Annotated in this window: 23 protein-coding genes; 9 read left to right on the forward strand and 14 right to left on the reverse strand. The window is 64.1% G+C overall.

Annotation, left to right across the window (positions count from 1 at the left end; genetic code table 11):
• Positions 1-232: 232 nt before the first annotated feature.
• From EN808_RS21000 to EN808_RS21050, 11 genes are all read right to left on the reverse strand, one after another.
• Positions 233-547, reverse strand: a complete 315-nt coding sequence (locus tag EN808_RS21000; RefSeq protein ID WP_135916812.1) for a hypothetical protein — start codon at positions 545-547, stop codon at positions 233-235.
• Positions 548-588: 41 nt separating this feature from the next.
• On the reverse strand, positions 589-951 hold the full coding sequence (locus EN808_RS21005; protein WP_135862229.1) for a nuclear transport factor 2 family protein: 363 nt from the start codon (positions 949-951) through the stop codon (positions 589-591).
• Between the two features lie 83 nt (positions 952-1034).
• On the reverse strand, positions 1035-1514 hold the full coding sequence (locus EN808_RS21010) for a carboxymuconolactone decarboxylase family protein (RefSeq protein WP_135916813.1): 480 nt from the start codon (positions 1512-1514) through the stop codon (positions 1035-1037).
• Positions 1515-1623: 109 nt separating this feature from the next.
• On the reverse strand, positions 1624-3027 hold the full coding sequence (locus EN808_RS21015) for an alpha/beta fold hydrolase (protein WP_245525112.1): 1404 nt from the start codon (positions 3025-3027) through the stop codon (positions 1624-1626).
• Between the two features lie 260 nt (positions 3028-3287).
• Positions 3288-3599 carry a formate dehydrogenase subunit delta gene (locus tag EN808_RS21020; protein ID WP_135882945.1) on the reverse strand — a complete coding sequence of 104 codons (312 nt, stop codon included), beginning with the start codon at positions 3597-3599 and terminating at the stop codon, positions 3288-3290.
• Positions 3589-4419: a formate dehydrogenase accessory sulfurtransferase FdhD gene (gene fdhD / locus EN808_RS21025; protein WP_135916814.1), complete on the reverse strand. Its 831-nt coding sequence runs from the start codon at positions 4417-4419 to the stop codon at positions 3589-3591. The genes EN808_RS21020 and fdhD overlap by 11 nt, the downstream gene beginning before the upstream one ends.
• Before the next feature lie 2 nt (positions 4420-4421).
• Positions 4422-7334, reverse strand: coding sequence for a formate dehydrogenase subunit alpha (gene fdhF / locus EN808_RS21030; RefSeq protein ID WP_135916815.1), 2913 nt, complete (start codon positions 7332-7334; stop codon positions 4422-4424).
• 10 nt (positions 7335-7344) lie between these two features.
• Positions 7345-8901 carry an NADH-quinone oxidoreductase subunit NuoF gene (locus EN808_RS21035; RefSeq protein ID WP_135916816.1) on the reverse strand — a complete coding sequence of 519 codons (1557 nt, stop codon included), beginning with the start codon at positions 8899-8901 and terminating at the stop codon, positions 7345-7347.
• Positions 8898-9377, reverse strand: coding sequence for a formate dehydrogenase subunit gamma (locus EN808_RS21040; RefSeq protein ID WP_127276423.1), 480 nt, complete (start codon positions 9375-9377; stop codon positions 8898-8900). The genes EN808_RS21035 and EN808_RS21040 overlap by 4 nt, the downstream gene beginning before the upstream one ends.
• Positions 9378-9511: 134 nt before the next feature.
• Positions 9512-10411, reverse strand: coding sequence for a LysR family transcriptional regulator (locus tag EN808_RS21045; protein ID WP_127276421.1), 900 nt, complete (start codon positions 10409-10411; stop codon positions 9512-9514).
• A 144-nt stretch (positions 10412-10555) separates the two neighbouring features.
• The gene (locus EN808_RS21050) at positions 10556-10933 is read right to left on the reverse strand and encodes a VOC family protein (RefSeq protein ID WP_135916817.1); all 378 of its coding nucleotides are present in this window, start codon (positions 10931-10933) and stop codon (positions 10556-10558) included.
• A 221-nt stretch (positions 10934-11154) separates the two neighbouring features.
• Here EN808_RS21050 and EN808_RS21055 point away from each other — a divergent pair, with 221 nt between their 5' ends.
• The 3 genes from EN808_RS21055 to EN808_RS21065 all read left to right on the forward strand — a co-directional run bounded on the left by EN808_RS21055 (position 11155) and on the right by EN808_RS21065 (position 14049).
• Entirely contained in the window at positions 11155-11796 is a 642-nt protein-coding gene (locus EN808_RS21055; RefSeq protein WP_135916818.1) for a DUF47 domain-containing protein, read from the forward strand.
• Positions 11797-11798: 2 nt separating this feature from the next.
• The gene (locus tag EN808_RS21060) at positions 11799-12803 is read left to right on the forward strand and encodes an inorganic phosphate transporter (RefSeq protein WP_127870681.1); all 1005 of its coding nucleotides are present in this window, start codon (positions 11799-11801) and stop codon (positions 12801-12803) included.
• Between the two features lie 76 nt (positions 12804-12879).
• Positions 12880-14049: an Mrp/NBP35 family ATP-binding protein gene (locus tag EN808_RS21065; RefSeq protein ID WP_135916819.1), complete on the forward strand. Its 1170-nt coding sequence runs from the start codon at positions 12880-12882 to the stop codon at positions 14047-14049.
• Positions 14050-14065: 16 nt separating this feature from the next.
• Here the strand turns inward: EN808_RS21065 and EN808_RS21070 are convergent, their stop codons facing one another.
• Complete coding sequence (locus tag EN808_RS21070; RefSeq protein WP_127276411.1) at positions 14066-14515, reverse strand: carbon monoxide dehydrogenase subunit G; 450 nt, start codon at positions 14513-14515, stop codon at positions 14066-14068.
• A 151-nt stretch (positions 14516-14666) separates the two neighbouring features.
• Here EN808_RS21070 and EN808_RS21075 point away from each other — a divergent pair, with 151 nt between their 5' ends.
• The 4 genes from EN808_RS21075 to EN808_RS21090 all read left to right on the forward strand — a co-directional run bounded on the left by EN808_RS21075 (position 14667) and on the right by EN808_RS21090 (position 19379).
• Positions 14667-16472, forward strand: a complete 1806-nt coding sequence (locus tag EN808_RS21075) for an IlvD/Edd family dehydratase (RefSeq protein WP_135916820.1) — start codon at positions 14667-14669, stop codon at positions 16470-16472.
• 233 nt (positions 16473-16705) lie between these two features.
• Positions 16706-17524 (forward strand): sulfurtransferase/chromate resistance protein, encoded by an 819-nt coding sequence (locus EN808_RS21080; protein ID WP_135916821.1) that lies wholly within the window; start codon positions 16706-16708, stop codon positions 17522-17524.
• Positions 17521-18912: a chromate efflux transporter gene (gene chrA / locus EN808_RS21085; protein ID WP_135916822.1), complete on the forward strand. Its 1392-nt coding sequence runs from the start codon at positions 17521-17523 to the stop codon at positions 18910-18912. The genes EN808_RS21080 and chrA overlap by 4 nt, the downstream gene beginning before the upstream one ends.
• A 68-nt stretch (positions 18913-18980) precedes the next feature.
• Positions 18981-19379, forward strand: coding sequence for a hypothetical protein (locus EN808_RS21090; protein ID WP_127870684.1), 399 nt, complete (start codon positions 18981-18983; stop codon positions 19377-19379).
• 19 nt (positions 19380-19398) lie between these two features.
• Here the strand turns inward: EN808_RS21090 and EN808_RS21095 are convergent, their stop codons facing one another.
• Both EN808_RS21095 and EN808_RS21100 read right to left on the reverse strand, forming a co-directional pair.
• Positions 19399-20985: a trimethylamine methyltransferase family protein gene (locus EN808_RS21095; protein ID WP_135916823.1), complete on the reverse strand. Its 1587-nt coding sequence runs from the start codon at positions 20983-20985 to the stop codon at positions 19399-19401.
• 191 nt (positions 20986-21176) lie between these two features.
• The gene (locus EN808_RS21100; RefSeq protein WP_135916824.1) at positions 21177-22670 is read right to left on the reverse strand and encodes a PLP-dependent aminotransferase family protein; all 1494 of its coding nucleotides are present in this window, start codon (positions 22668-22670) and stop codon (positions 21177-21179) included.
• Between the two features lie 269 nt (positions 22671-22939).
• Between EN808_RS21100 and pgi the strand changes: the two genes are divergently transcribed.
• Positions 22940-24616: a glucose-6-phosphate isomerase gene (gene pgi, locus EN808_RS21105; RefSeq protein WP_189524151.1), complete on the forward strand. Its 1677-nt coding sequence runs from the start codon at positions 22940-22942 to the stop codon at positions 24614-24616.
• A gap of 5 nt (positions 24617-24621) precedes the next feature.
• Positions 24622-25344, forward strand: a complete 723-nt coding sequence (locus EN808_RS21110) for an HAD family hydrolase (RefSeq protein ID WP_135916826.1) — start codon at positions 24622-24624, stop codon at positions 25342-25344.
• Positions 25345-25435 lie beyond the last annotated feature (91 nt).

Genomic DNA, 25435 nt, shown 5'->3' on the forward strand with positions numbered 1-25435 from the left:
CCCAGCTCATCCACGGTTTAAGCCACCTGAGGGGTGACGGGCTCTCGACCGCCGCCACGGATCAGGCAAGCACCTGGTCCGTGGCACCCTCAACAATGCACGATTCCAAACACACAAGGGGTGTTCCAGCTTGGCGCCAACTTACCCCTCACCCGGATTGCCAACCGATTTGTGAAGGACAAATCCGGGCAATCCGACCTCTCCCGCAAGGGGAGAGCTGCGGCCGCGTTTGCTACTCCACGATGCGATAGATGTTCCACAAGCTGGTGCCCGACACGACATAGGGCTCCATCTCCTTGCCCCATTTGACGTGTGCGTCGATCTTGCCGATCTTGGCGAAAAACGCCTCCAGCTGGGCCAGGCTCTCGACCTGGTGGTGGGATTCGACCGTCGCCTCCCGCGCGCCGATCGAGCCGGTCATGATCTGGAACTGGAGGTCGGCGAGGCCGACCTGCGAACCGATCTCGAGTTCCCATTTTCTGAGCAGTTCGAGCACGGTCTGCTTGTGTCCGAACCTGGCGTCGATCTGCCATCTGGCGCTGAACATGTTGGTTCTCCTCCGAGATTGCGGTTGAGCCCGCGGTTGATCTACTCATCCCAGGCCTGCACGACGGTCTGCCGTGCGATCTGCCCGTTCTTCAGCTCCAGCATTGCCGCGGCGAACACTTTCGTGCCGTCCGGATAGGCGCAGGCCTGGGTGAAGGCGAGGCTGTCGCCGTTGGCGATGGTGGTGTCGACCTTGTGGGTCATCGCCCGGCTGCAGATATCGTCCCAGAACGTCGTGATCGCCGCGCGCCCACGGATTTCGCGTGGCTTGCTCGGCGGGTTGTTGCGGTCGATCACCCGCACCAGCGCATCGTCGGCATAGAAGCTCGACAGCATCTTTCCGTCACGGCCTTCGATCGCCTTTTTTATCGCCGCGCCGTCCACCGTTTGGGTCTTGGTCAGCATTTCATCCTCCATATGCCCATCTACACGATCGGGCGGTTGATGCTTTGAGGTGCGACCCGGCGCTCATCGCCGGGCCGGGGGCTTCACTGCGACTTGGCCTTCACGGCCGCGAACACGTCGTCGGTCTGCTTCTTGAAGGTCGCGAGATCGACCTGGCTGCCGTTGAGGATTGTCGACCAATGACGAACGATTGCCGCTATCGCGATCGTCTCCTTGATCTCCTCGTCGCTGGCGCCGTTGAGCTTGGCGGCTTCGGTGTGGAAATAAATGCAATACTGGCACGGGATCTGCGACGCGACCGCGAGCCCCATCAACTCCTTGGTCTTGCCGTCGAGCGCGGTCTTGGGGTTGAGCTGGACGCCTTTGATCTCGGCCCAGGCGCCGGCGATGGCGACGTCGGGCAGTGTCTTGAACATATCCGGCACCGAGCCGAGCGTCGCCTGGATGTCCTTGTAGGCGGCGGTCGCCGATGCATCCTCGGCTTTTGCGGGAGAGAGCGTTGACAGCGCGCCAATGCCTGCCGCGATCACAAGTAATCTGAGATTCAGCTTTGACTTGGGCATTTCATCCTCCGTTCGCAGCGCCTTCCGGGTGATATCCGCGTGGCCTGCATGGGGGAGATTGATAGCGCTTACATCGGTATGGCCGCTTCGCCCGAAAGCGCCATGGCTCTCATGGCCCGTCCGGGCCAGCGTGCCTGATTGAAAATGCCGCTGCCGCCGCTCGCGATGGCAGGTCGAGCTTGAGCAGTATGTTGGCGACGTGGCGCTTGACCGTGTGCTCGCTCAGCCTGAGTTCAGCGGCGATCGCCGCATTGCTCTTGCCATCGGCGATCAAATTCACGACTTCGCTCTCGCGTGTGGTCAGGCAAGCCGGCTCGGTCGCCCTGGTCTTCGGCCGGCACGCCGGCTCCAGGTGCTGTTCGGACATCGCAAGTACGAGCGCCAGCGGCTCCTCCAACTCGTCGATGTCGACACGCCCGCGATCGACGAAATGAAGTCCCGAGCCGACTGCCAGATCGGCGACCAGCCTCGACGCCAATATCTCGCCGCGCCCTGCGTGAGCAGCGAGTTGTATCGTCACGCGGCCCGTCAATCCTGCTGGGGCCCCACGCGATTCGATCTCGCCGACATGCGCCCCTTGCGCGCTTGCCACCCCGATTTGCTGCGCCGCGTCGCGTAGCGCCGCCGCGCAGCGTAAGGCACGCCCCGGGCCGTCGAAGCGCGAAATCATCATTTCGCCGTGCATGTCCGCGCAGCGCCCGCCATGGCGCGCCACAAGTGTCCGCCATGTTTCGTGGAAATGCTCGCTGCGTTCGCTCCACATCCTGTCGCCCAGCCGTGCAGTGTCGTAGATGCGTGTCACCAGAAGGGCGGCCAGGACGCGCTCGGCTCCTGCCACGGCGCGCTCGCCGGTCAGGAATTCTTCGATCAGGTCGGCCACCCGGTCGACATCGCCGGTCCAGATCGGATGGTCGCGCCCTGGAATCTCGACCAGCCGCGCATTCGGGATTTTCCTGGCCAGGAAGCGGCTGGCGTCTGGATCGACCCGCGCATCGTTGCGGCGATGGATCAGCAGCGTCGGCGCCCTGATCGCCGCCAACACTCCACGTATATCGATTTCCGCATTCATTCGCGCGAGCGCCGCCGCTGCCGTCGGGCTCGCCGACAGCCGCTCGAAACGGGCCCACCACTGGGTAAAATGCGCGTCGTCGACCCGGCCCGGCGCGAAATTCGGCAAGGTGGCACCGGTGCCCCAGGCAGTCTCGGCCGTAACGATGAAGGCGTTGAGGCGTTCCGGCGGCATCACCCATTTGTGGAAATGCGCATAGCCGCCATAGAGCGCCAGGGCCCGCGTCCGCTCCGGATAGGTGGCGGCGAACAGCATCGCCAGCGGCGCTCCCTCGGAAGCGCCGAGCAGTGCGGCACGGCCGCTGCCGACTGCGTCCATCACCGCGCGCACATCATCCATGCGGGTCTCGAGGCTGGGCAGGTGATGGACATCGACGCGGTCCGAGAGACCCGTACCGCGCTTGTCGAACAGGATCAGCCGTGAGAAGGCCGAAAGCCGCCGCAAGAGTCTGGTATAACCTCGTCTTCCCAATGCAGGTCGAGATTGGAAATGAAGCCGGGGACGAAGACGAGGTCAAACGACCCCTGCCCGACCACCTGGTAGGCGATCCGCACCTCGCCGCTAAGGGCGTAACGGGTCTCGATCGGCCTCACGAGGTTGTCCGCCCGGCCTGACGATTTCTGATCGCCAACCATAGCAGAGCCGCGCCGGGTGCGGCAGCCTAAACTTTAGCGACGCGGAATATAAACGGCGCGGCCCGGCGGCTATTTTTGCGAGGCTGCGACGTCGGCCGGGAAGGCCTTGAGGCCGAGCTTGAGATCGGCCTCTGCCGGGGTGATCGGCCGCTTGATCCTGGCCGAGGCGACCACAACCAGTTCGTCGAACCCCTCACCGCCGCTGTCCAGCATCTCGAAGAACTGGCGCCGCATCCTCGGCTCCCAGAACTTGTTGATGTGCTCGGCGACGCCGGCAATGCCTTCCTCGCGTGGCCTGGAGTGGAAAAAGGCGGCGATTTGGTTGGCCATGCGCACCAGCTTTTCTCTGGTGCTCATGATGTGGTCTTCGTCATGCGACATGCTGGGCAACTCCGGAGATCACCTGGTCAGGGTGGGTAAAAACATCGAAATCGTCGCCGCGCACCAACGCCACCAGCGTCATGCCGGCTTCCTGCGCCGTGCGGATGGCAAGTGCGGTGGGCGCGGAAACGGCGATGATGAAGGCAGAACCGATCGCCGCCGTCTTCTGCACCATCTCGACCGAAACACGGCTGGTCACCACGACAGCGCCCGATGCGCCATCGATATTGGCCTTGGCCAGCGCGCCCGCCAGCTTGTCCAGCGCATTGTGGCGACCGACATCCTCGCGCGCCATGACGACGCCCTTGCCGGGCACGTAGAAACCGGCGGCGTGCACGGCCCCCGTCTCGGTATGCAGTGGCTGCACCTTCGACAGCAGCTTGACCGAACGGGTGATGTCTTCGGCCTCAAGCGTAAGCCTTGACGCACCGACCGCATCGACCGAGCGCATTGCTTCCTCGATGGATTCGATGCCGCAGAGCCCGCAGCCGACCGGTCCGGCAAGCCGCCGCCGCCGCGCCTCGAAACGCGTATTGGCCTGGTCCTTCAACCGGATCTGGATGTCGATGCCGGGGCCGTGATCTTCCACTTCGATGGCTTCGATCTCTTCTGGCTCGGCGATGATGCCTTCGGTCAGCGAAAAGCCGAGCGCGAAATCCTCGAAATCGGCTGGGCTCGCCATCATCACCGCATGCGTGGTGCCGGCAAAGGAGAACGCCACCGGCGTTTCTTCAGGCACCATGCGGTTGGCCGCGGCCGTGCCGCTGGCGCGATGCGCCAGCCGCGAAATTTGCGTTGTCGCTTTGCGGCGCGCGGCCAAGACTACTCCGCCGCCTGCAGCGGAGCGATACGGCGGCTCTGCTTGGCCTGTTCGTCATAGTCGCGCTGCCATTCGGACGGGCCGTTGGACGCGCCGACCTGCACCGCCGTCACCTTGTACTCCGGGCAGTTGGTCGCCCAGTCGGAAAAGTCGGTCGTGATGACGTTGGCCTGTGTGTCGGGATGGTGGAAGGTGGTGTAGACCACGCCCGGCGACACCCGGTCGGTGATCAGCGCGCGCAGCGTCGTCTCGCCCGAACGGCTGGTCAGCCGCACCCAGTCGCCATCGCGCAGGCCACGATTTTCTGCGTCGTGCGGATGGATTTCCAGCCGATCCTCGGAGTGCCACATCACGTTTTCGGTGCGCCGTGTCTGCGCGCCGACATTGTACTGGCTGAGGATACGGCCGGTGGTCAGCAGCAGCGGGAAGCGCGGTCCGGTTCTTTCGTCCGTCGCCACATATTCGGTCCGGATGAACTTGCCCTTGCCGCGCACGAAGCCGTCGACATGCATGATCGGCGTGCCGAGCGGCGCCTTGTCATTGCAGGGCCATTGCACGGAGCCGACGCGGTCGAGCAGGTCGAAGGAGACATTGGCGAAGCTTGGCGTCGTCTTGGCGATCTCGTCCATGATTTCGGCCGGATGCGTATAGTTCCAGTCGAGACCGATGGCGCGGGCGAGCTCCTGCGTCGCCTCCCAATCGGCGTAGCGCGCCTTCGGCTCCAGCACCTTGCGCACCATGTTGATGCGGCGCTCGGCATTGGTGAAGGTGCCGTCCTTCTCGAGGAAGGTCGAGCCGGGCAGGAAGACGTGCGCGTAGTTCGCCGTCTCGTTGAGGAAGAGGTCGTGCACGACCACGCATTCCATGGCGGCAAGGCCGGCGGCGACATGCTTGGTGTCGGGATCGGACTGCAAAATGTCCTCGCCCTGGATGTAAATGCCCTTGAAGGAGCCGTCGACGGCGGCATCCAGCATGTTGGGGATGCGCAGGCCGGGTTCGTCGTCCAGCTTCACGCCCCACAGGCTCTCATAGATGTCGCGCACCGCGTCGCCCGAAATGTGCCGGTAGCCCGGCAGCTCATGCGGGAACGAGCCCATGTCGCACGAGCCCTGCACGTTGTTCTGGCCGCGCAGCGGGTTCACGCCGACGCCCGGGCGGCCGATATTGCCGGTGGCCATTGCGAGGTTGGCGATCGCCATCACCGTGGTCGAGCCCTGGCTGTGCTCGGTGACGCCGAGGCCGTAATAGATCGCGCCATTGCCGCCCTTGGCGTAGAGGCGCGCGGCGCCGCGGATCAGCTCGGGATCGACGCCGGACAGCTTGCCCACGGTTTCGGGGCTGTTTTCCGGCAGGGCGACGAAGGATGCCCAGTCCTGGAATTCCGTCCAGTCGCAGCGCTCGCGGATGAAGGCTTCGTCGAAAAGGCCCTCGGTGACGATGACATGCGCCAGCGACGTCAGCACGGCGACATTGGTGCCGGGCTTCAGCGGCAAATGGTAGTCGGCTTCGACATGCGCCGACTTGACCATCTCGGTGCGGCGCGGATCGAGCACGATCAGCTTGGCGCCCTGGCGCAGCCGCTTCTTCAGCCGCGAGGCGAACACCGGATGCGCGGAAGCCGGATTGGCGCCGATGATGACGGCGACGTCGGTGAATTCGACGGAATCGAAGTCCTGCGTGCCGGCCGAGGTGCCGTAGGTCTGGCCGAGGCCGTAACCGGTCGGCGAATGGCAGACGCGCGCGCAGGTGTCGACATTGTTGTTGCGGAAGCCCTGCCGCACCAGTTTCTGGACGAGATAGGTCTCCTCATTCGTGCAGCGCGAGGAGGTGATGCCGCCGATCGCGGTGCGGCCGTACTGGTACTGGATGCGGCGGAATTCCTTGGCCGTATGGGCGATCGCCTCTTCCCAGCTCACTTCGCGCCAGGGATCGCTGACCTTTTCGCGGATCATCGGCGACAGGATGCGGTCCTTGTGCGTGGCGTAGCCATAGGCGAAGCGGCCCTTGACGCAGGAATGGCCGTGGTTCGCCATGCCTTCCTTGTAGGGCATCATGCGGATGACTTCGTCGCCCTTCACTTCGGCCTTGAACGAGCAGCCGACGCCGCAATAGGCGCAGGTGGTGACGGCGGAGCGCTCCGGCAGGCCCTTTTCGAGCACGGTCTTCTCGCGCAGCGCATCGGTCGGGCAGGCCTGCACGCAGGCGCCGCAGGACACGCATTCGGAAGCGATGAAGTCCTCGTGCATCCCGGCGACCATGCGCGATTCGAAGCCGCGGCCCTCGATGGTCAGCGCGAAAGTGCCTTGCACCTCTTCGCAGGCGCGCACGCAGCGCGAGCAGACGATGCACTGCGCCGGATCATAGGTGAAATAAGGGTTGGATTCGTCGCGGGCGATGTAGTCGACCGCAAGCGAGCCATGGCCCGGCGCGACGCCGTTTTCTTCCTTGACGTGGTTGCGGCCCTCGACGCCGTAGCGGTTTTCGGTCAGGCCGACGGACTTCGCCACCACATCGAACTCGCTGGCGCCGGTTCCGGCCTTCTCGTTCCAGCCGGTAGGATGGTCGGAGACATAGAGTTCCATGACGCCGCGGCGGATGGCGTCGAGCCTGTCCGACTGCGTGCGCACCACCATGCCTTCGCCGACCGGCGTCGTGCAGGAGGCCGGCGTGCCGCCGCGCCCTTCGATCTCGACGAGGCAGACGCGGCAGGAACCGAAGGAGTCCAGCATGTCGGTGGCGCAGAGTTTCGGGATTTCGACCCCGCCTTCCATCGCCGCACGCATGATCGACGTGCCTTCCGGCACGCTGATGCTGCGGCCATCGACGGTCAGCGTGACCTGTTTCTCAGCCTTCGATTGCGGCGTTCCGTAATCGAGTTCTTCGATGAGCGTCGGGAAGTCGGCCTTGATGTTCATCTGCCAGCTCCTATTCAGCAGCCACGCGCGCCGGCGCGGGCTTGAAATCCTCGGGGAAATGCGTGATCGAGCTCATCACCGGGTAGGGCGTGAAGCCGCCCAGCGCGCAGAGTGACCCGAACTTCATCGTGTTGCAGAGGTCGGTGACCAGAGCGAGGTTCTTCTCCGGCTCGATGCCGGCGGCGAGCCTGTCGATGGTTTCCACGCCTCGCGTCGAGCCGATGCGGCAAGGCGTGCACTTGCCGCAGCTTTCGATGGCGCAGAATTCCATGGCGAAGCGTGCCTGCTTCAGCATGTCGGCGGTATCGTCGAAAATCGTGATACCGGCGTGGCCGATCAGTCCATCGCGCTTGGCGAATTCTTCGTAGTCGAACGGCGTGTCGAACAGCGCGCGCGGGAAGTAGGCGCCGAGCGGGCCGCCAACCTGCACCGCCTTGACCGGACGTCCGGTGGACGTGCCGCCGCCGATATCGTCGACGATCTCGCCCAGCGTAAGGCCGAAAGCGGTTTCGAACAGGCCGCCTTGCTTGACGTTGCCGGCGATCTGCATCGGGATCGTGCCGCGCGAGCGGCCCATGCCGAAATCCTTGTAGAAGGCGGCGCCCTTGTCCATGATGATAGGTACGGAAGCCAGCGAGATGACGTTGTTGATCACCGTCGGCTTGCCGAACAAGCCTTGGATCGCGGGCAGCGGCGGCTTGGCACGCACCACCCCGCGCTTGCCCTCCAGGCTGTTGAGCAACGAGGTTTCCTCGCCGCAGACATAGGCGCCGGCGCCGACGCGGATTTCCATGTCGAAGGCATTGGGCGAACCCAGCACATTGACGCCGAGCACGCCGTGCTTGCGGGCAATCTCGACGGCCTTGTTCATTGTTGCCACCGCATGCGGATATTCCGAGCGGATGTAGACAAAGCCCTTGGTCGCGCCGGTGGCGATGCCGGCAATCGCCATGCCTTCGATCAGCACGAAGGGGTCGCCCTCCATGATCATGCGGTCGGCGAAGGTGGCGCTGTCGCCCTCGTCGGCGTTGCAGACGATGTATTTGCGCTCCGATGTCGTATCGAGCACCGTCTTCCACTTGATGCCGGTCGGGAAGCCGGCGCCGCCACGGCCGCGCAGTCCGGAGTCGGTCACTTGGCTGACGATGTCGGCGGGCGCCATGGCCACTGCATTCTGCAGGCCTTTCAATCCGCCGAGCGATTTGTAGGCATCGAGCGACAACGGGTCGTTGATGCCACAGCGCGCGAAGGTCAGCCGTGTCTGCTTGGCGAGGAACGGGATCTTGTCGGGCGCGCCGAGCCAGCGCTTGTGATGTCCGCCCTTGAGGAAGCCGCTGTCGAACAGGCTCTTCACGTCAGACGGCTTCACCGGCCCGTAGGCGACACGGCCATTGGCTGTCGCCACTTCGACCATCGGTTCGAGGAAATAGGCGCCACGCGAGCCGTTGCGCACGATCTTGGCCTCGATGCCGCGTTCGGCGAGTTCATTTGCGATCGCCTTGGCGACCTTTTCCGCGCCCAGCGCCAGCGCGCCGGAATCGCCGGGAATATAGATGCGGGGGGTCATGAGCGCACCTCGGCTACGATCTCGTCGATCTTTTCGTCATCGAGCCGTCCGATCACCTCGCCGTCCAGCATCGCCGACGGCGAACAGGCGCACAGTCCGAGACAATAGACCGGCTCGAGCGTAACCGATCCGTCACGCGTGGTCTCGTGGAAATCGATACCGAGCAACTGCTTGATCCTGGCTGCGACCGCGTCCGAACCCATCGACTGGCAGGCTTCCGCCTGGCAGAGCTTGAGCACGTGCCGGCCGGCCGGGCGGGCGCGGAAGTCGTGATAGAAGGTGACGACGCCGTGCACCTCGGCCCTGGACAGGTTCAGCCCATCGGCAATCACGGGCACGGCGTCGTGCGGTACGTGGCCGAACTCTTCCTGAATGCCGTGGAGGATCGGCAGCAACGGACCCTCGAGGTCCTTCAACTCCTGGATAATCGCCGCAGTGCGTGACGCGATCTCGGTACTTGCAGGCTGCATCGTCATGCAGCGCCCTCCCTGGTCGATAGCTTTTAGCGCTAAGTCTTTACAAAATCAGAGGAAACCCGCGAAATCAATAAAGCGGTTTCGTTGCTCGATAGAAAATCTCTATCGATGGGCTTCAGCTAGCATTGTCTAGCCTAGCGGTGCGCCCGGAAATCGTCTGCCAGCGCCATCGCCTCGTCCAGCAGCGCCTGGACCAGCGGCGTGTGCGGCTCACGCGGTGCGGCGACCAGCCCGACCGTGTGGCTGGCATCGGGCTCGACGATCGGAATGGCCCGGATCGGTTCGGAAAAACCGAATGTTTCCGCAAGGTTGAGCGGCATGATCGATGACCATTTGCCGGTTCGGATGTGCGAAAACAGCACGATCATCGAATTCGATTCCAGCGTCGGCCGCACCTGCACGCCGGCTTCGGCCAGGTGCTGGTCGATGATGCGGCGGTTCTGCATGTCCGGCGTCAACAGGCAAAGCGGCAGCTGGCTGATCTCGGCCCATGTCACTTTGTCGCGGTCGGAATAGGGATTGCCGATTGCGGTGATCAATTGGTAGCGCTCGTCATAGAGCGGCACGCTGGTCACCCGTCCCAGCGGTTCGTTGTCGAGATAGGTGATGCCGGCATCGACATCGAAATTGCCGAGCAGCGAAAGCACTTCGATCGAGGTTCGCGACAGCACCGAAAAGGTGACACCCGGGTGCTTGTCTCGAAAGGGCGTCGTCAATCTGGCCACCATGGCCAATGCTGTCGGGATGGCGGCAATACGGATGCGGCCGGAAAGGCCGTGGCGCGCCGCCCGCATCTCCTCGCGCATGGTCCTGGAGTCACCGACGATGCGGCGCGCCCACACCAGCACCTGCTTGCCCTCCGGCGTCAGGCCCTGAAAGCGCGAGCCGCGCAGGACGAGCATGACGCCGAGCTGGCCTTCCAGTTGCTTGATGCCGGCCGACAGCGTCGGCTGGGTGACGCCGCACACTTCCGCGGCCCGGCCGAAATGCTCTTCCCTGGCCAGCGCGATGAAGAATTCCAGCTTGTCGATCATTGGCGGAGGCTATCCGGCGCGGCGGCGGCGCGCCAGATGGTGCCGTGCCCAATCATCCAATGCATGTCGCCCAAAAGTGACTTCGGTTTTGGGGTGACGGCATGCATAGGAAAACTCTCGCGCCGCGCTGCCCGATCCCGAGATTTACCGGTCCACGAGATTGAGGATATTGCCGTCCGGATCCTTGAACCATGCGACTTTCATGCCGCCGCCGACATGGAGGTCACCCTCCATCGTCAGGCTGGGCATCTCGTAATGCTCGAAGGTGACACCCTTTGACCTGAGGGCGTTGACGACATCGGCGATTTTGTCGCCGACCATCCAGGTCACCGCAGTCGCCTTGTTGGTCCCCGCGAATTTGGAACGATAGACATTGATGGTGGTGTCGCCGCTTTTGTACACGATCAATTCGCCGCCCTCATCGTGCACCTGTTTCGGGCCGAGCGTCCCCTCATAGAAAGCCTTTGCCTTGGCAAGGTCCCTGACCGCGAGATTGGCTGTTGCGTTGCTGTTTTCAAGCATGATCGTCTCCTTTCCTGGTTGTTCCCTCCTCATTGAACTGCGTCGAACGTGCCATTTCTGAAGTAGGGCCGCCCAGCCGCTTGACGAGCGTCAAGGACATGCGCCCTTGCGCAAGTTGTGCCTTCAAACGGCGCCGATCCACATCTTTCAGCCGGTTTACTGTTTCCTGCGGCCGCGTGCGACGCTATGTGGATGCAACTGGTGCGCAGGGAGGGACGAACATGCTGGGCTGGTTCCGCAAGCTGTTGCCGCGCGAGGATCGCTTCTTCGACCTGTTCGAACAGCATTCCCGTACCGTGGTCGCCGGCGCCGAGGCACTCCAGTTGCTTCTCCAGGGCAAGGATATCGAACGCAGGTGCCAGGAGATCATCGATCTCGAAAACGAGGCGGACGACATAACCGCGCAGGTGCTGCTTGCGGTGAGGCGGTCTTTCATCACGCCTTTCGACCGCGGCGACATCAAGGATCTGATCCAATCGATGGATGACGCCATCGACACGATGCACAAGACCGTCAAGACGGTGCGGCTGTTCGAAAAGCGCGAATTCGATCCGCTGATGCAGGAAATGGGCGGCGTCATCGTCGACACCGCCAAGCTGGTCGCGGAGGCGATCCCGCTGCTCGCCAAGGTCGGCGCCAACAGCACACGCCTCAATGAACTCGCCGAGGAGGTCATGCGTGCCGAGGGCCGGGCAGACGACCTGCATGAGCAGGGTTTGAAGGATTTGTTCAAGCGCCACAATGGCGGTGATGCGATGGCCTATCTGATCGGCTCGGAAATCTATGGCCAGCTCGAGAAGGTGGTCGACCGTTTCGAGGACGTCGCCAACGAGATCAGCGGCATCGTCATCGAGAACGTCTAGCGATGGAAGCGACCATCGCCTTTCCCCTGCTCGTCGGCCTCGTCGCCGTGGCGCTGTTCTTCGATTTTCTCAATGGCCTGCACGACGCGGCCAACTCCATCGCCACCATCGTCTCCACGCGGGTGCTGCGGCCGCATTATGCGGTGCTGTGGGCGGCCTTCTTCAATTTCATCGCTTTCCTGTTCTTCGGCCTTCATGTCGCCGAGACCGTCGGCAAGGGCATCGTCGACGTCAGTGTCGTCACCCCGGCGGTGATCTTCTCGGCGCTGGTCGGCGCTATTGTCTGGAACATCGTCACCTGGATCGCCGGTATTCCGTCGAGCAGCTCGCACGCGCTGATCGGCGGGCTGGTTGGGGCCGGGGTCGCAAAGGCGGGCTTCGGCGCCATCGTCTGGTCGGGCCTGGGCAAGACGGTCGCCGCGATCGTGCTGTCGCCGGCAACCGGTTTCGTCCTGGCGCTTCTCCTGGTCCTGGTGGTTTCATGGCTGTTCGTGCGACAGACGCCATTCGCTGTCGACAGCACGTTTCGCGTCCTGCAGTTCTTTTCGGCCTCGCTCTATTCGCTCGGCCATGGCGGCAACGACGCCCAGAAAACCATGGGCATCATCGCCGTGCTGCTCTATTCGCAAGGCATGCTCGGCACCTCGTTCTATGTACCGCTGTGGGTCGTCCTCACCTGCCAGTCGGCGCTGGCGCTGGGCACGCTTTTGGGCGGCTGGCGCATCGTCCACACAATGGGCTCGAAGATCACGCGCCTCAATCCGATGCAGGGTTTCTGCGCCGAGACCGGCGGCGCGATCACCCTGTTCGCAGCCACCTGGCTCGGCGTCCCGGTCTCGACCACGCACACGATCACCGGTGCCATCATCGGTGTCGGCGCGGCTCGGCGTATCTCGGCCGTCCGCTGGGGCATCGCCGGCAACATCGTTGTCGCCTGGGTCGTCACCTTGCCGGCGACGGCGGCGATTTCCGCTCTCACCTACCTGGCGCTCAGCCTGGCCCGGTGATGTCGCGGCGTGGCGCTTGGAGCCGTCCGCGTTCTGCACTATGTGAGCTGCAGCCGAACGCCAGGGAATAACCGCCATGTCCATTACCAAGGAAATCGTCACCGAGCGCCTGAAGACGGTGAACGGGCCGGATTTCACCGGCAACATCGTCGACCTCGGCATGGTTTCCGAGATTTTCATTGCCGATTCGAAAGTGTTCTTCTCGATCACCGTTCCCGCCGCGCGCGCCCCGGAGATGGAGCCGTTGCGCGCCGCCGCCGAGCGGGTGGTGAAGGCCATTCCCGGCGTTGCCGGCGCGGTCGTCGCGCTGACGGCTGAAAAGAAAGGCGGCGGCATGGAGGCGCCGGTTCCATCGCGCCCCGCACCCAGGCCGGCACCGCCCGCCGCCGCACCGCGCGCGGCTCCGCATGCTCCTGCTTCGCAGAGCCACGGCAAGCGCGGTGTGCCCGGCATCGAGGCGATCATCGCGGTCGCGTCCGGCAAGGGCGGCGTCGGCAAGTCGACGACGGCCGTCAATCTGGCGCTCGGACTTGCCGCCAATGGCTTGCGGGTCGGCGTGCTCGATGCCGACATCTATGGGCCTTCGATGCCCAGGCTGCTCAACATCCATGGCCGGCCGCAGACGGTCGACGGCAAGATTCTGAAGCCCATGGAGAACTATGGCCTCAAGGTGATGTCGATGGGTTTCCTTGTCGATGAGGAGACGCCGATGATCTGGCGCGGGCCGATGGTGATGTCGGCGCTGACGCAGATGCTGCGCGAGGTCGAATGGGGGCGGCTCGACGTGCTCGTCGTCGACATGCCGCCCGGCACCGGCGACGCCCAGCTCACCATGGCCCAGCAGGTGCCGCTGGCCGGCGCCGTCATCGTCTCGACGCCGCAGGACCTGGCGCTGATCGATGCCCGCAAGGGTCTCAATATGTTCAAAAAAGTCGATGTGCCGCTGCTCGGCATCGTCGAGAACATGAGCTACTTCCTCGCCCCGGATACCGGCAAGCGCTACGATATTTTCGGCCATGGCGGCGCACGCCGCGAGGCAGAGAGGCTGGGCGTCACCTTCCTCGGCGAGGTGCCGCTGGAAATGGGCATTCGCGAGAGCTCGGACGCCGGCACGCCGGTGGTCGTCTCCAAGCCCGAGGGCGCCGAGGCGAAAATCTATCGCGGTATCGCTTCCAAGGTCTGGGACAGGGTCAACGAGGAACGCGGCGCGGCGGAAGCGGCTGTGCCGAGCATCGTGTTTGAGTGACCCTCAAGGGGAGGGATCAGCCGCCGACTTTCTCGCCGAATGCCGAAAAGAACTGTCCGGCCAGTTTCTTCGAGGTCGATTCGATCAGCCGGCTGCCGAGCTGCGCGATCTTGCCGCCGACTTCTGCCTTGGCTGCATATTTGAGGACCGTCGCGTCCGGCCCGTCGGCGGTCAGCGTGACGTCGGCGCCGCCCTTGGCGAAGCCGGCAATGCCGCCCTTGCCTTCGCCCTGGATGGTATAGGCATGCGGCGGCTTGAGATTCTTCAGCGTCACTTCGCCGTTGAAGGTCGCCTTGATCGGCCCGATCTTCAGCACCACCGTTGCCGCCATCTCGGTCGCCGATTTCATTTCCAGGCTCTGGCAGCCCGGAATGGCGTCCTTCAGGACGGCCGGGTCATTCAGCGCTTCCCACACTTTCTGCACGGGTGCGGCGATACGTTCCTCGCCTTCGATCACCAAAGCCATCAAAACCTCCCCGATCGCCGATGTCGGATTGGTCGTAGCGCGCGGCTCGATAGCTGTCTATCGCACCAAAGTCCGGATTCAGATCACGCGTGCCCCTTGCCTGCATCCGCGCGTTGTCATATCGATTTGTCATACAAATACGGAGACCATGATGGCTGGCGCCCCTACGAAAAAGAAAAAGTTCCGCTCGCAGGAGTGGTTCGACAATCCCGACAATCCGGGAATGACGGCGCTTTATCTCGAGCGCTACCTTAATTACGGGCTGACACGCGCCGAGCTGATGTCGGGCAAACCGCTGATCGGCATCGCCCAGACCGGCTCTGATCTTTCGCCTTGCAACCGGCACCACATCGAGCTCGCCAAGCGCGTGCGCGAAGGCATCGTCTCGATGGGGGGCATTCCTTTCGAATTCCCCTGTCACCCGATCCAGGAGACCGGCAAGCGGCCGACTGCCGCCCTTGACCGCAACCTCGCCTATCTCAGCCTTGTCGAAGTGCTCTATGGCTACCCGCTGGACGGCGTCGTGCTGACCATCGGCTGCGACAAGACCACGCCTGCCTTGCTGATGGCGGCGGCCACCGTCAACATCCCGGCCATCGCGCTGTCGGTCGGCCCGATGCTCAATGGCTGGCACAAGGGCAAGCGCACCGGCTCGGGCACTATCGTCTGGGAATCGCGCCAGCGCCTGTCGGCCGGCGAGATCGACTATGACGAGTTCATGGACATCGTTGCCTCTTCGGCGCCGTCCACGGGCTACTGCAACACGATGGGCACCGCCACCACGATGAATTCGCTGGCCGAGGCGCTCGGCATGCAACTGCCGGGTTCTGCCGCCATCCCGGCGCCGTACCGCGAGCGCGGCCAGATCGCCTATGAGACCGGGAAGCGCATCGTCGACATGGTGCACGAAGACCTGAAACCGTCCGACATCATGACCCGCGCGGCCTTCGAAAACGCCATCGTCGTCAATTCGGCGATCGGCGGTTCCACCAACGCGCCGATCCATCTCAACGCGATCGCCCGCCATCTCGGCGTGCCGCTCGACAATGACGACTGGCAGAAGGTCGGCCTCAAGGTGCCGCTCATCGTCAACCTGCAGCCATCGGGTGAATATCTCGGCGAAGACTATCATCACGCCGGTGGCGTGCCTGCCGTGGTGGCCGAGCTGATGAAGGCCGGAATGCTGCCGCACCCCGATGCCCTGACCGTCAACGGCAAGTCGATCGGCGACAACTGCAAGGGGGTCGCCAACGAGAACACCGATGTCATCCGCACCGTGGCCGAGCCGCTGAAGGCCAATGCCGGCTTCATCAACTTCAAGGGCAACCTGTTCGATTCGGCGATCATGAAGATGAGCGGCATCTCGCCCGAATTCCGCGAGCGCTATCTGTCGAACCCGAACGACCCGGAAGCCTTCGAGGGCAACGCCATGGTCTTCGATGGGCCGGAGGATTACCACGCCCGCATCGACGACCCGGCGCAAGGCATAGACGAGCACACCATCCTGTTCATGCGCGGCGCTGGCCCCGTCGGCTATCCCGGCGGCGCCGAGGTCGTCAACATGCAGCCGCCGGCCTACCTCATCAAGAAGGGTATCCACGCGCTGGCCTGCATCGGCGACGGCCGCCAGTCCGGGACGTCGGGCTCGCCGTCGATCCTGAATGCCTCGCCGGAAGCCGCGGTCGGCGGCGGTCTGGCGTTGCTCAAATCCGGCGACCGTGTCCGCATCGACCTGAGGAAAGGCACCGCGAACATCCTCGTCAGCGACGACGAGATGACGCGGCGGCGCGCCGAGCTGCAGAAAGATGGCGGCTACCATTATCCCCAGCACCAGACGCCATGGCAGGAGATCCAGCGCGGCATGGTCGACCAGTTCTCGGCCGGCATGGTGCTGAAGTCGGCTGTGAAATACCAGGATGTCGCCCATACCATGGGCGTGCCTCGCGACAATCACTGATTATTCCACGGAATAGTCGTCGATTATTCCTGGCTGGTCACGGATGATGGATGGACGAGGACCGGCGGCCTGATCGATCAGGCCGCCGCTCTGACGGCGTAGCCGCGGATGCTGCGTCCTTGACAAGACCGCCCAACAATTCCAACATCATCGCAAGGGGTGCACCGCGACCACCCCGTGAGGCGTCAGCCCAATGTTCGCGTCCAAGCTTCTCTTTTCAGGAGGTGGACGCCATGCCGTCAACAACCGAAATTACCGTACAGCAACTATCCCGTCTGGTTGGTCTGCCGGGCGCGCCTGTAATCGTCGATGTCCGCATCGATGACGACTACGAAGCCGATCCGCGCCTGCTGCCGGCTTCGCACCGGCGCAACTTCAAGACCGTCTCGGCCTGGGCAAACGACTTTGCCGGCAGCCAGGTGGCTGTGGTCTGCCAGAAGGGGCAAAAGCTTTCGCAAGGCGTGGCCGCCTGGCTGCGGCACCAGGGCGTTGCCGCCGAATCCCTCGAAGGCGGTTTCGAGGCCTGGCGCGATGTCGGCGGCCTTCTGGTCCGCGCCGGCAAGATACCGTCCCGCGATGAAAAAGGCCGCACCGTCTGGGTGACGCGGGCTCGCCCCAAGGTCGATCGCATCGCCTGCCCCTGGCTGATCCGGCGCTTCGTCGATCCGCATGCGGTCTTCCTCTTTGTCGAGGCGGCCGAAGTGCCTGCTGTGGCGGACCGCTTTCAGGCCGTGCCCTTCGACATCGACAATGTGTTCTGGAGCCATCGCGGCGAACGCTGCACCTTCGACACGATGATCGAGGAGTTCGGGCTGGAATCCCAGGCACTCGATCGCCTTGCCACGATCGTGCGCGCGGCCGACACCGCCAGGCTCGATCTCGTTCCCCAAGCCGCCGGATTCCTTGCCGCCTCGCTTGGCCTGTCACGCATGTTCCGCGACGATCTGGAACAGCTGGAGGCGGGGATGCTTCTCTATGACGCGTTCTTCCGCTGGTGCCGCGACGCCACCGAGGAGACGCACAACTGGCCGAGCGGGGCGAAGCCGACATGAGCAGCCTCATGTCCCCGAAAAATGCCGACATCGTCGAGGCACCGGCGGTCCCGAGCTTCCGTGAAGCCACGAAACTCTGGGCGAAGATCGGATTGCTGAGCTTCGGCGGGCCGGCGGGGCAGATCGCGCTCATGCACAAGGAATTGGTCGAGGACCGGCGCTGGATCGGCGAGCAGCGTTTCCTGCACGCCTTGAACTACTGCATGCTGCTGCCCGGTCCCGAGGCCCAGCAACTTGCCATCTACATCGGCTGGCTGCTGCACAGGACGGTCGGCGGTCTCGTCGCCGGCATCCTGTTCGTGGTGCCGGGCGCACTCGTCATGCTCACCTTGAGCATCCTCTATGCGCTCTACGGCGATGTCCCGCTGGTCGAGTCTCTGTTCTTCGGGGTGAAGGCCGCCGTACTCGCGGTGGTGGTCGAGGCGGTGATCCGCATCGGCCGCCGCGCCTTGAAGAACCGGGTGATGGTGGCGATCGCGCTTTGCGCTTTTCTCGGCATCTATGTGCTCAGCATTCCGTTCCCGCTCATTGTCCTGATTGCGGGAATGGTGGGATGGGCGGGAAACCGCGTCGCGCCAGCCCTGTTTTCCGGTGCGGCGCACGGCAAGAACGATGCTCCCGACATCAAGGGCGCGGTCGACTTGATGTTCGAGCGCGGCGAACTGGCCCATGCCAGCCCGACAAGATGGCATGCGCCGCGCATCATCGCGATCTGGCTGCCGATCTGGCTCGGGCCCGTTCTGTTGCTCTGGGCGCTCACCGGGACAAACAGCGTATGGACGCAGATAGGCGGCTTCTTCAGCCTGATGGCGGTCGTCACCTTCGGCGGCGCCTACGCGGTTCTTGCCTATGTCGCACAGGCGGCCGTCGAATCCTTCGGCTGGCTGGCGCCCGGCGAGATGGTCGACGGCCTCGGGCTTGCCGAGACCACGCCGGGGCCGCTCATTCTGGTGTTGCAGTTTGTCGGCTTCATCGCAGCCTTTCGCCACTCCGGCTCGCTGGGCCCGTTGCTTGGCGGATCGCTTGGAGCGCTGCTGACCTTATGGGTTACGTTCACGCCCTGCTTCTTCTGGATATTCCTCGGCGCGCCCTACATCGAGGCCCTGCGCGGCAACAAGGCCCTGTCGGCAGCGCTCGGCGCCATCACCGCCGCCGTGGTCGGCGTCATCCTGAACCTGGCTCTATGGTTTGCCTTGCACGTTATCTTCCACGAAGTGCGCAAGCTGGGCCTTGGCATGAACGTGCCGGTGCCGTCGTCGATAGACTGGCGCGCCGCACTGCTGTCCTGCGCCGCCATGATTGCCATCCTCAGGCTGAAGGTCGGCATGCTGCCGACACTTGCCGGGTCGGCCCTGGCCGGCGTCTTGCTGCTGGCGGTGAGCGGATAGACGCCGGTCACTATCTTTGTATTCCGCCGGCCAACCACCTAACTGGTGGGAAAACGGATTGGACACTCATGGCGCAACGACGCTCTTCCCTTGGCTTTCTCGGCATGTTCGGCCGCTCGGGTGATCTGCGGCAGCTCGATGCGGCCTTGCGCGGTGCCGACCTGCATCCGGCCCTGGTCCCGGAGGGCGTAAAACTCACCATCGTCAATCTGATGAAGGACCACTGGCCCGAGGAACCGCCGCCGCGGGCCTATCCGCGGGTGGCTACCCTGTTCAGCTACTGCATTGCCGGACCGGAAACCTTCGAGCGTGCGCAAGGTCCGCAACAGCGGCTCGACGCGGAGCGCCGGATCGAGGCGGCTCTCGAAACCGGCGACGGCCTCGATGCCCAGATCGTGCTGATGGCGCTGCACGCCAAGCTGATCAACGCCGAAGTCGTCGAACGCTACGGGCTGGCAGCCGAGTAGACTGTTTGACGAGGAGCGGCTACCCGCCCATGCCGCCGCGCGGCAGCTTGATCATGTCGCCGAAGCGGGCGCGTAATTTGTCGTCGAGCAGCTTCGGCACGTGGCGCGGAAAGCGCTCGGCAAGGATGCGTTTCTTCTCGATGATCGCCCGTTGCAAGATGTCGGGCCGGCCCTTCTCATTCCATTCCTTCGGCGAAAACCGGTCGCCAACGGCCGGATAGAAATATTCCGTCTGCATCAGCCGTAGCGTCTGCTCGTTTCCGAGATAGTGCCCCGGGCCTTTCAGGCAGACATCGGCGATGGTGGCGATCGACAGCGCTTCGTCGGTCACCTCGATGCCGCGCACGCAGCGCAGGCAATGACCGAGCATGTCATTGTCGATGATCAGGCTTTCCAGGCAGAAGCCGAGCAGCGAGGCATGCATGCCGGCCGATTCGTAAACAAGGTTGAGTCCGGCAAGGCCGGCCATCACGTCGGTGATGCCCTTTTCGTAGCCGGACTGGATGTCGGGCAGTTTCGAATCCGTCATGCCGGCGGCCGAACCGCCCGGCAAATCGTAGAATTGCGCCATCTGGGCGCAGGCGGCGGTCAGCACCGCCTGCTCGGCAGAGCCGCCCGACATGGCGCCCGTGCGCAGGTCCGATACGAACGGCCAGGTGCCGAAGATCGCCGGATGCCCTGGCTTGATGGCGTTGACATAGACCAGACCGGCCAGCACTTCGGCCACCGCTTGCACCACCGCGCCGGCAATCGCCGCGGGTGCCGTGGCTCCGGCCTGTCCCGCCGACAGCAGCAGGATCGGAATGCCGCCCTCGACGCAGGCTTCGAGCACGCCGCAGGCGTCCTCGGCGAATTTCATCGGCGGCACGACGAAGCAGTTCGAGTTCGACACGAACGGCCTGGCACGGAAATTCTCCTCGCCGCCGGCAATCGCGTAGAGCATCTCCAGCGCCGGCTGCACGTTCTCGCGCACCGTGAACGAGGTGCCGACATGCTTGGACGTGCCCATCACGCAGGCGTAGAGCGTGTTGAAGTCCATTTCGAGCGGATCGGGAATGTCGCGCGGCACCATTGGCCGCTGGAAGAAATGAATGTTGTCGAGCCCTTCGACGATGCGGGCCGCGTCATAGATGTCCTGCAGCAGCGACTCACGGTATTCGCGCTTCTCGACATCGACCAGATGCACGGCGGCCCCCGCCGTGCCGTAATGCACGCGCTTGCCCTGGATCATCATGTCGTGTTTGGGATCCTGGCCGTGCAAGGTGAAATTCCGTGCCGCCTTCTTGATCGTCTCGAGTACCAGCGCGCGCGGGAACCGGATGCGGCCGTCATCGCCATAGGTGGCGCCGGCCCGGGTCAGCGCCTCGATGCAGGAGGGGATGGCGTTGGCGAAGCCGACGGTCTCCAGAAGCGTCAGCACCGCTTCGTGGATGCGCTCGCGATCATTGCCCTTGAGTGGTCCGTAGCTGCCGCCCTCAAGGCCGGCACGCACCGGTTTGATGTCGTCGGCGAGCGGCGCTGCCCGCATCGCGCGACGCGCTTCGCGCCCGCCGGAGCGGCGGGAACGTTGATCCGCCGCGTCCTGCTTTTCAAGAACCACTGACATGGAAAACACTCCACCTTTCCTGAGAAACAGCGCGGCGGTTGGTCCACCATCGGCTGCTTCTTCCCCTTTGTGCCACGACTATGCCGCCGGCATTGGCACAGCCTATGAGCCAGCGGTTCCAGTCGAGTATGCCAGAGGAAGGGAACGGGCGCCGCTTGAAGGCGGCTCCCGTCAAAGGATTGAAGAATGGCTCAGGCGGCGGCGGGCCTGCGCCCGGCGGCGGTGGCCAATTCCCGGATACCGGGCTCGATGTGCTGCAGCGCGATCGAGGAAATGCCCAACCGCATGAAACGCGAAGGCTTTTCGGTGCGGTCGAAGAAGCGGTCGCCCGGCTCGATGATGACGCTGCGCGAGGCGGCGGCCTCAGCCAAACCGCGGGAATCGGTACCCCGTGGCCCTTCCAGCCACAGCGATGTGCCACCGGCCGAATCGGTCGACCGCCATTCCGGCAGGAAGGCGGAAATCGCATGGACCAGGCGCTTGCGCCGCTCGTCGAAGGCGCTCGACAGTCGCCGCACCAGCGCTTCGTGATGGCCGAGCGACAGGAAGAGTGCCACGGCGCGCTGGTTGTTGGCCGGCGGGTGGCGCAGCATGAAACGGCGCAGCGCCCTGAGTTCGGCGATTAGTCCAGCCGAGGCCACGATGTAGCCAAGCCGCAGGCCCGGCGCCAGCGTCTTCGACATCGAGCCGACATAGACGACACGGCCGGAGCGGTCGAGGCTCTTCAGCGCCTGCTGCGGCGCCTCGTCGAGAAGCTGGCTGTCATAGCCGTCCTCGATGATGATCTGGTTGTGCCGGTTGGCGCGCGCCAGGAGGTCCTGCCGCCGCTCCGCCGACAGCGGCACCATGGTCGGGCAATGATGGCTGGGGGTGACGAAGACGAAGCCGGAATCATTGGGAATAGAAGAGGTTACGATACCGGACTGGTCGACCGGCACCGGCTCGATGTCGGCGCCCGCGAGGCGGAAGATCGAGCGTGCATCGGGGTAGCCTGGGTCTTCCATCGCCACCTTTGAGCCCTTGGTCATCAGCAGCGAGGCCAGCATGTAGAGCGCGTTCTGGGCGCCCAGCGTGACGATGATTTCGTCGGGATTGGCGAAGATGCCGCGCCTGGGCAAGAGCCGTGCCTGGATTTGCTCGATCAGCAGCGGATCGTCGCGGTCGACCATGTCGGACGCCCAGTTGCGGATCTCCAGCACGGCCAGCGCCATGCGGTTGCACTCGCGCCACTCGGCGGTCGGGAACAGCGCCGGGTCGAACTGGCCGTAGACGAAGGGGTAGGACGACTTGATCCAGTTCTCGTGCTTGGCCGGCGGCGGCATGTCGCTGGCCGCGATCTGCCGGCGCGCCTTCCAGTCGATCTCGTTGGCCTGGTCGGGCGCCTTCTGGTGCGGCTTGGCCGGCGTCGCCAGCACTTCGGGATTGACGAAATGGCCGCGCCGCTCGCGCGCCACTAGGAAACCCTGGTCGACGAGCTGCTGGAATGCCAGCACCACCGTTCCGCGCGCCACGCCGAGTTTCTCGGCCAGGATCCGGCAGGAGGGAAGGGGCATCGAAGCGGCGATCTGGCGGTCGAGAATGGCGGCCACGATGGCTTGGCGGATCTGCGCCTGGAGGGTTTGGCCGGATTCAGCCGAAATCCGGAACAGGCCGGACCATATCGCCGTGTCGTTTCTCTGTGGCATGGAAGATGTTCCTCAATGGCCAGCTTTTTTTGCTTGGCTGGACCAGCCGAACGTAACCGTGGCACAAGGGGTTGCGCCAATCAATTTTTCTGATCTTTGGGATTTATGCCAGTGATCCTTCAAGCTCGAAATAAGCCGCGGCCACCTCGCCACCCGATACATTGTGTCATCGCATCGTGATGCGCTGCGTCATCGCCGCGTATTGACCGGATGGAATTCGGCTCAATAGTTGTGGCGCGACGACACGCGCCGGAAACATCCGGTCTGATATGGTGCGTCCAAAACGCCAGGAGTCCCCGCCAGTGGATCAGTCAGCCTTCCAGAAACAGCTTGCCGCCCTGCGCGATCATCGCGCCGCGGCGCCTGGCGACATGCGCCAGGTCTTCGCCGCCGATCCGCAGCGCTTCAAGGCATTCTCCGCCACCGATGGTGACCTCCTGCTCGACTGGTCTAAATGCGCCGTCGACGCGGCGACAATGAATCTGCTGGAGAAGCTCGCCGCCGCCGCCGATCTCGAAGGCCGCCGCGCCGCCATGTTCGCCGGCAAGAAGATCAACGTCACCGAAGACCGCGCCGTGCTGCACACGGCGCTGCGCAACCTCAGCGGCAAGGGGGTCACGGTCGACGGCCAGGACGTCAAGGCGGATGTCGTTGCCGTGCTCGATGCGATGGGCTCTTTCGCCGAGGCGATCCGCTCGGGCAAGGCAACAGGTGCCACCGGCAAGAAGATCACCGACATCGTCAACATCGGCATCGGCGGCTCGGACCTTGGTCCGGCCATGGCGACGCTGGCGCTCGCCCCCTATCATGACGGTCCGCGCGCGCACTATGTCTCCAACATTGACGGCGCCCATATCCACGACACGCTGAAGGGGCTGTCCGCCGAAACCACGCTGTTCATCATTGCCTCCAAGACCTTCACCACGGTCGAGACGATGACCAATGCGCAGACGGCGCGCGACTGGGTGCAGAAAGCGCTCGGCAAGGAAGCCGTAGGCAAGCATTTCGCCGCCGTCTCGACCGCGCTCGACCTGGTGGCCAAGTTCGGCATCGAGCCGGATCGCGTCTTCGGCTTCTGGGACTGGGTCGGCGGCCGCTATTCGTTGTGGGGCGCGATCGGCCTGCCGGTCATGATCGCCATCGGCCCGCGGAATTTCCGCGCCTTCCTCGACGGCGCGCACGAGATGGACGAGCATTTCCGCACCGCGCCGCTCCAGAAGAACCTGCCGGCGCTCCTGGGGCTGGTCGGCTGGTGGCACCGCGTGATCTGCGGCTATCCGGCCCGCGCGGTCATCCCCTACGACCAGCGGTTGTCACGGCTGCCGGCCTATCTGCAGCAGCTCGACATGGAATCGAACGGCAAGAGCGTCACCCTTGACGGCACGCCGGTGACGACGCCGACCGGGCCTCTGGTCTGGGGCGAGCCAGGCACCAACGGGCAGCACGCCTTCTTCCAGCTGCTGCACCAGGGCACCGATCTGATCCCGGTCGAGTTCCTCGCCGCCGCGGTCGGCCACGAGCCTGATCTCAAGCATCAGCATGACCTGCTGCTCGCCAACTGCCTGGCGCAGTCGGAAGCCTTGATGAAGGGCCGCACGCTGGACGAGGCACGCACGCAGATGCTGGCCAAGGGCATGAAGCCGGCCGATGTCGACCGCATCGCCCCGCACCGTGTCTTCTCCGGCAACCGGCCCTCGGTGACCATCCTCTACCGCAAGCTCGACCCGCGCACCTTCGGCCGGCTGATCGCGCTCTACGAGCACCGCGTCTTCGTCGAGGGAACGCTGTTCAACATCAACTCCTTCGACCAGTGGGGCGTAGAGCTCGGCAAGGAACTGGCGACCGGCCTCCTGCCTGTCGTGGAAGGCAAGGAAAGTGCCGCCAAGCGCGACGCGTCGACCGCTGGCCTTGTGGGATACATCCGCCAATTGCGTGGTTCGGAGTGAAAAGTTTGGCAGACATCAAGGGAATATTGTTCGACAAGGACGGGACACTTGTCGATTTCAACGCGACCTGGCTCGGCGTTGCCGATTTCATGGCCATGGATGCAGCCGAGGGCGATCGCTGGAAGGCCGACAGGCTGCTCGCGGCCGCCGGTTTCGATTTCGCCAACCGGCGCTTCAAGCCCGACTCCATCTTTGCCTCCGGCACCAATCTCGACGTCGTCGAACTGTGGTTTCCGCGCCTGTCCAACGAGGATCAGATGCTGGCCGTCGCCCGCTTCAACGAGATTACCTCGGTGCAGGGCTCGGCGATGGCGGTGGCGCTGCCTGATGTCGTCGACACGCTGGCCCTGCTGCACAAGCGATCCTACCGGCTTGGCGTCGCCACCAACGATTCGACCAGCGGCGCCGAAAAAACGCTGGTCACGCTCGGCGTCGCACAACTGTTCGATGCCGCTTACGGATATGACGCCGTCGCCAATCCCAAGCCGGCCCCGGACACCATCCAGGCCTTTTGCGACCTCACCGGCCTGAAGCCAAGCGAGATCGCCATGGTCGGCGACAACAGGCACGATCTCGAAATGGCGCGCGCCGGCGGCTGCGGCCTTGCGATCGGCGTGCTCTCCGGCACCGGCACCCGCGAATCGCTGGCCGAGATCGCCGACGTCATCCTGGATTCGGTTGCCGACCTGCCGGATTTTCTGGCCGCACGGGTCAAGGAGACGGCGTGATCCGGAGAAGGGGTGGGAAGGTGGTTTGACTTCGATGGCCGAGATGGGGCCGTGAGCGGACAGTCAGCTTTCGGGTCTTGGCGATTGGATA

This window comes from Mesorhizobium sp. M8A.F.Ca.ET.165.01.1.1, assembly GCF_004792065.1.
Taxonomy (GTDB): Bacteria; Pseudomonadota; Alphaproteobacteria; order Rhizobiales; family Rhizobiaceae; genus Mesorhizobium.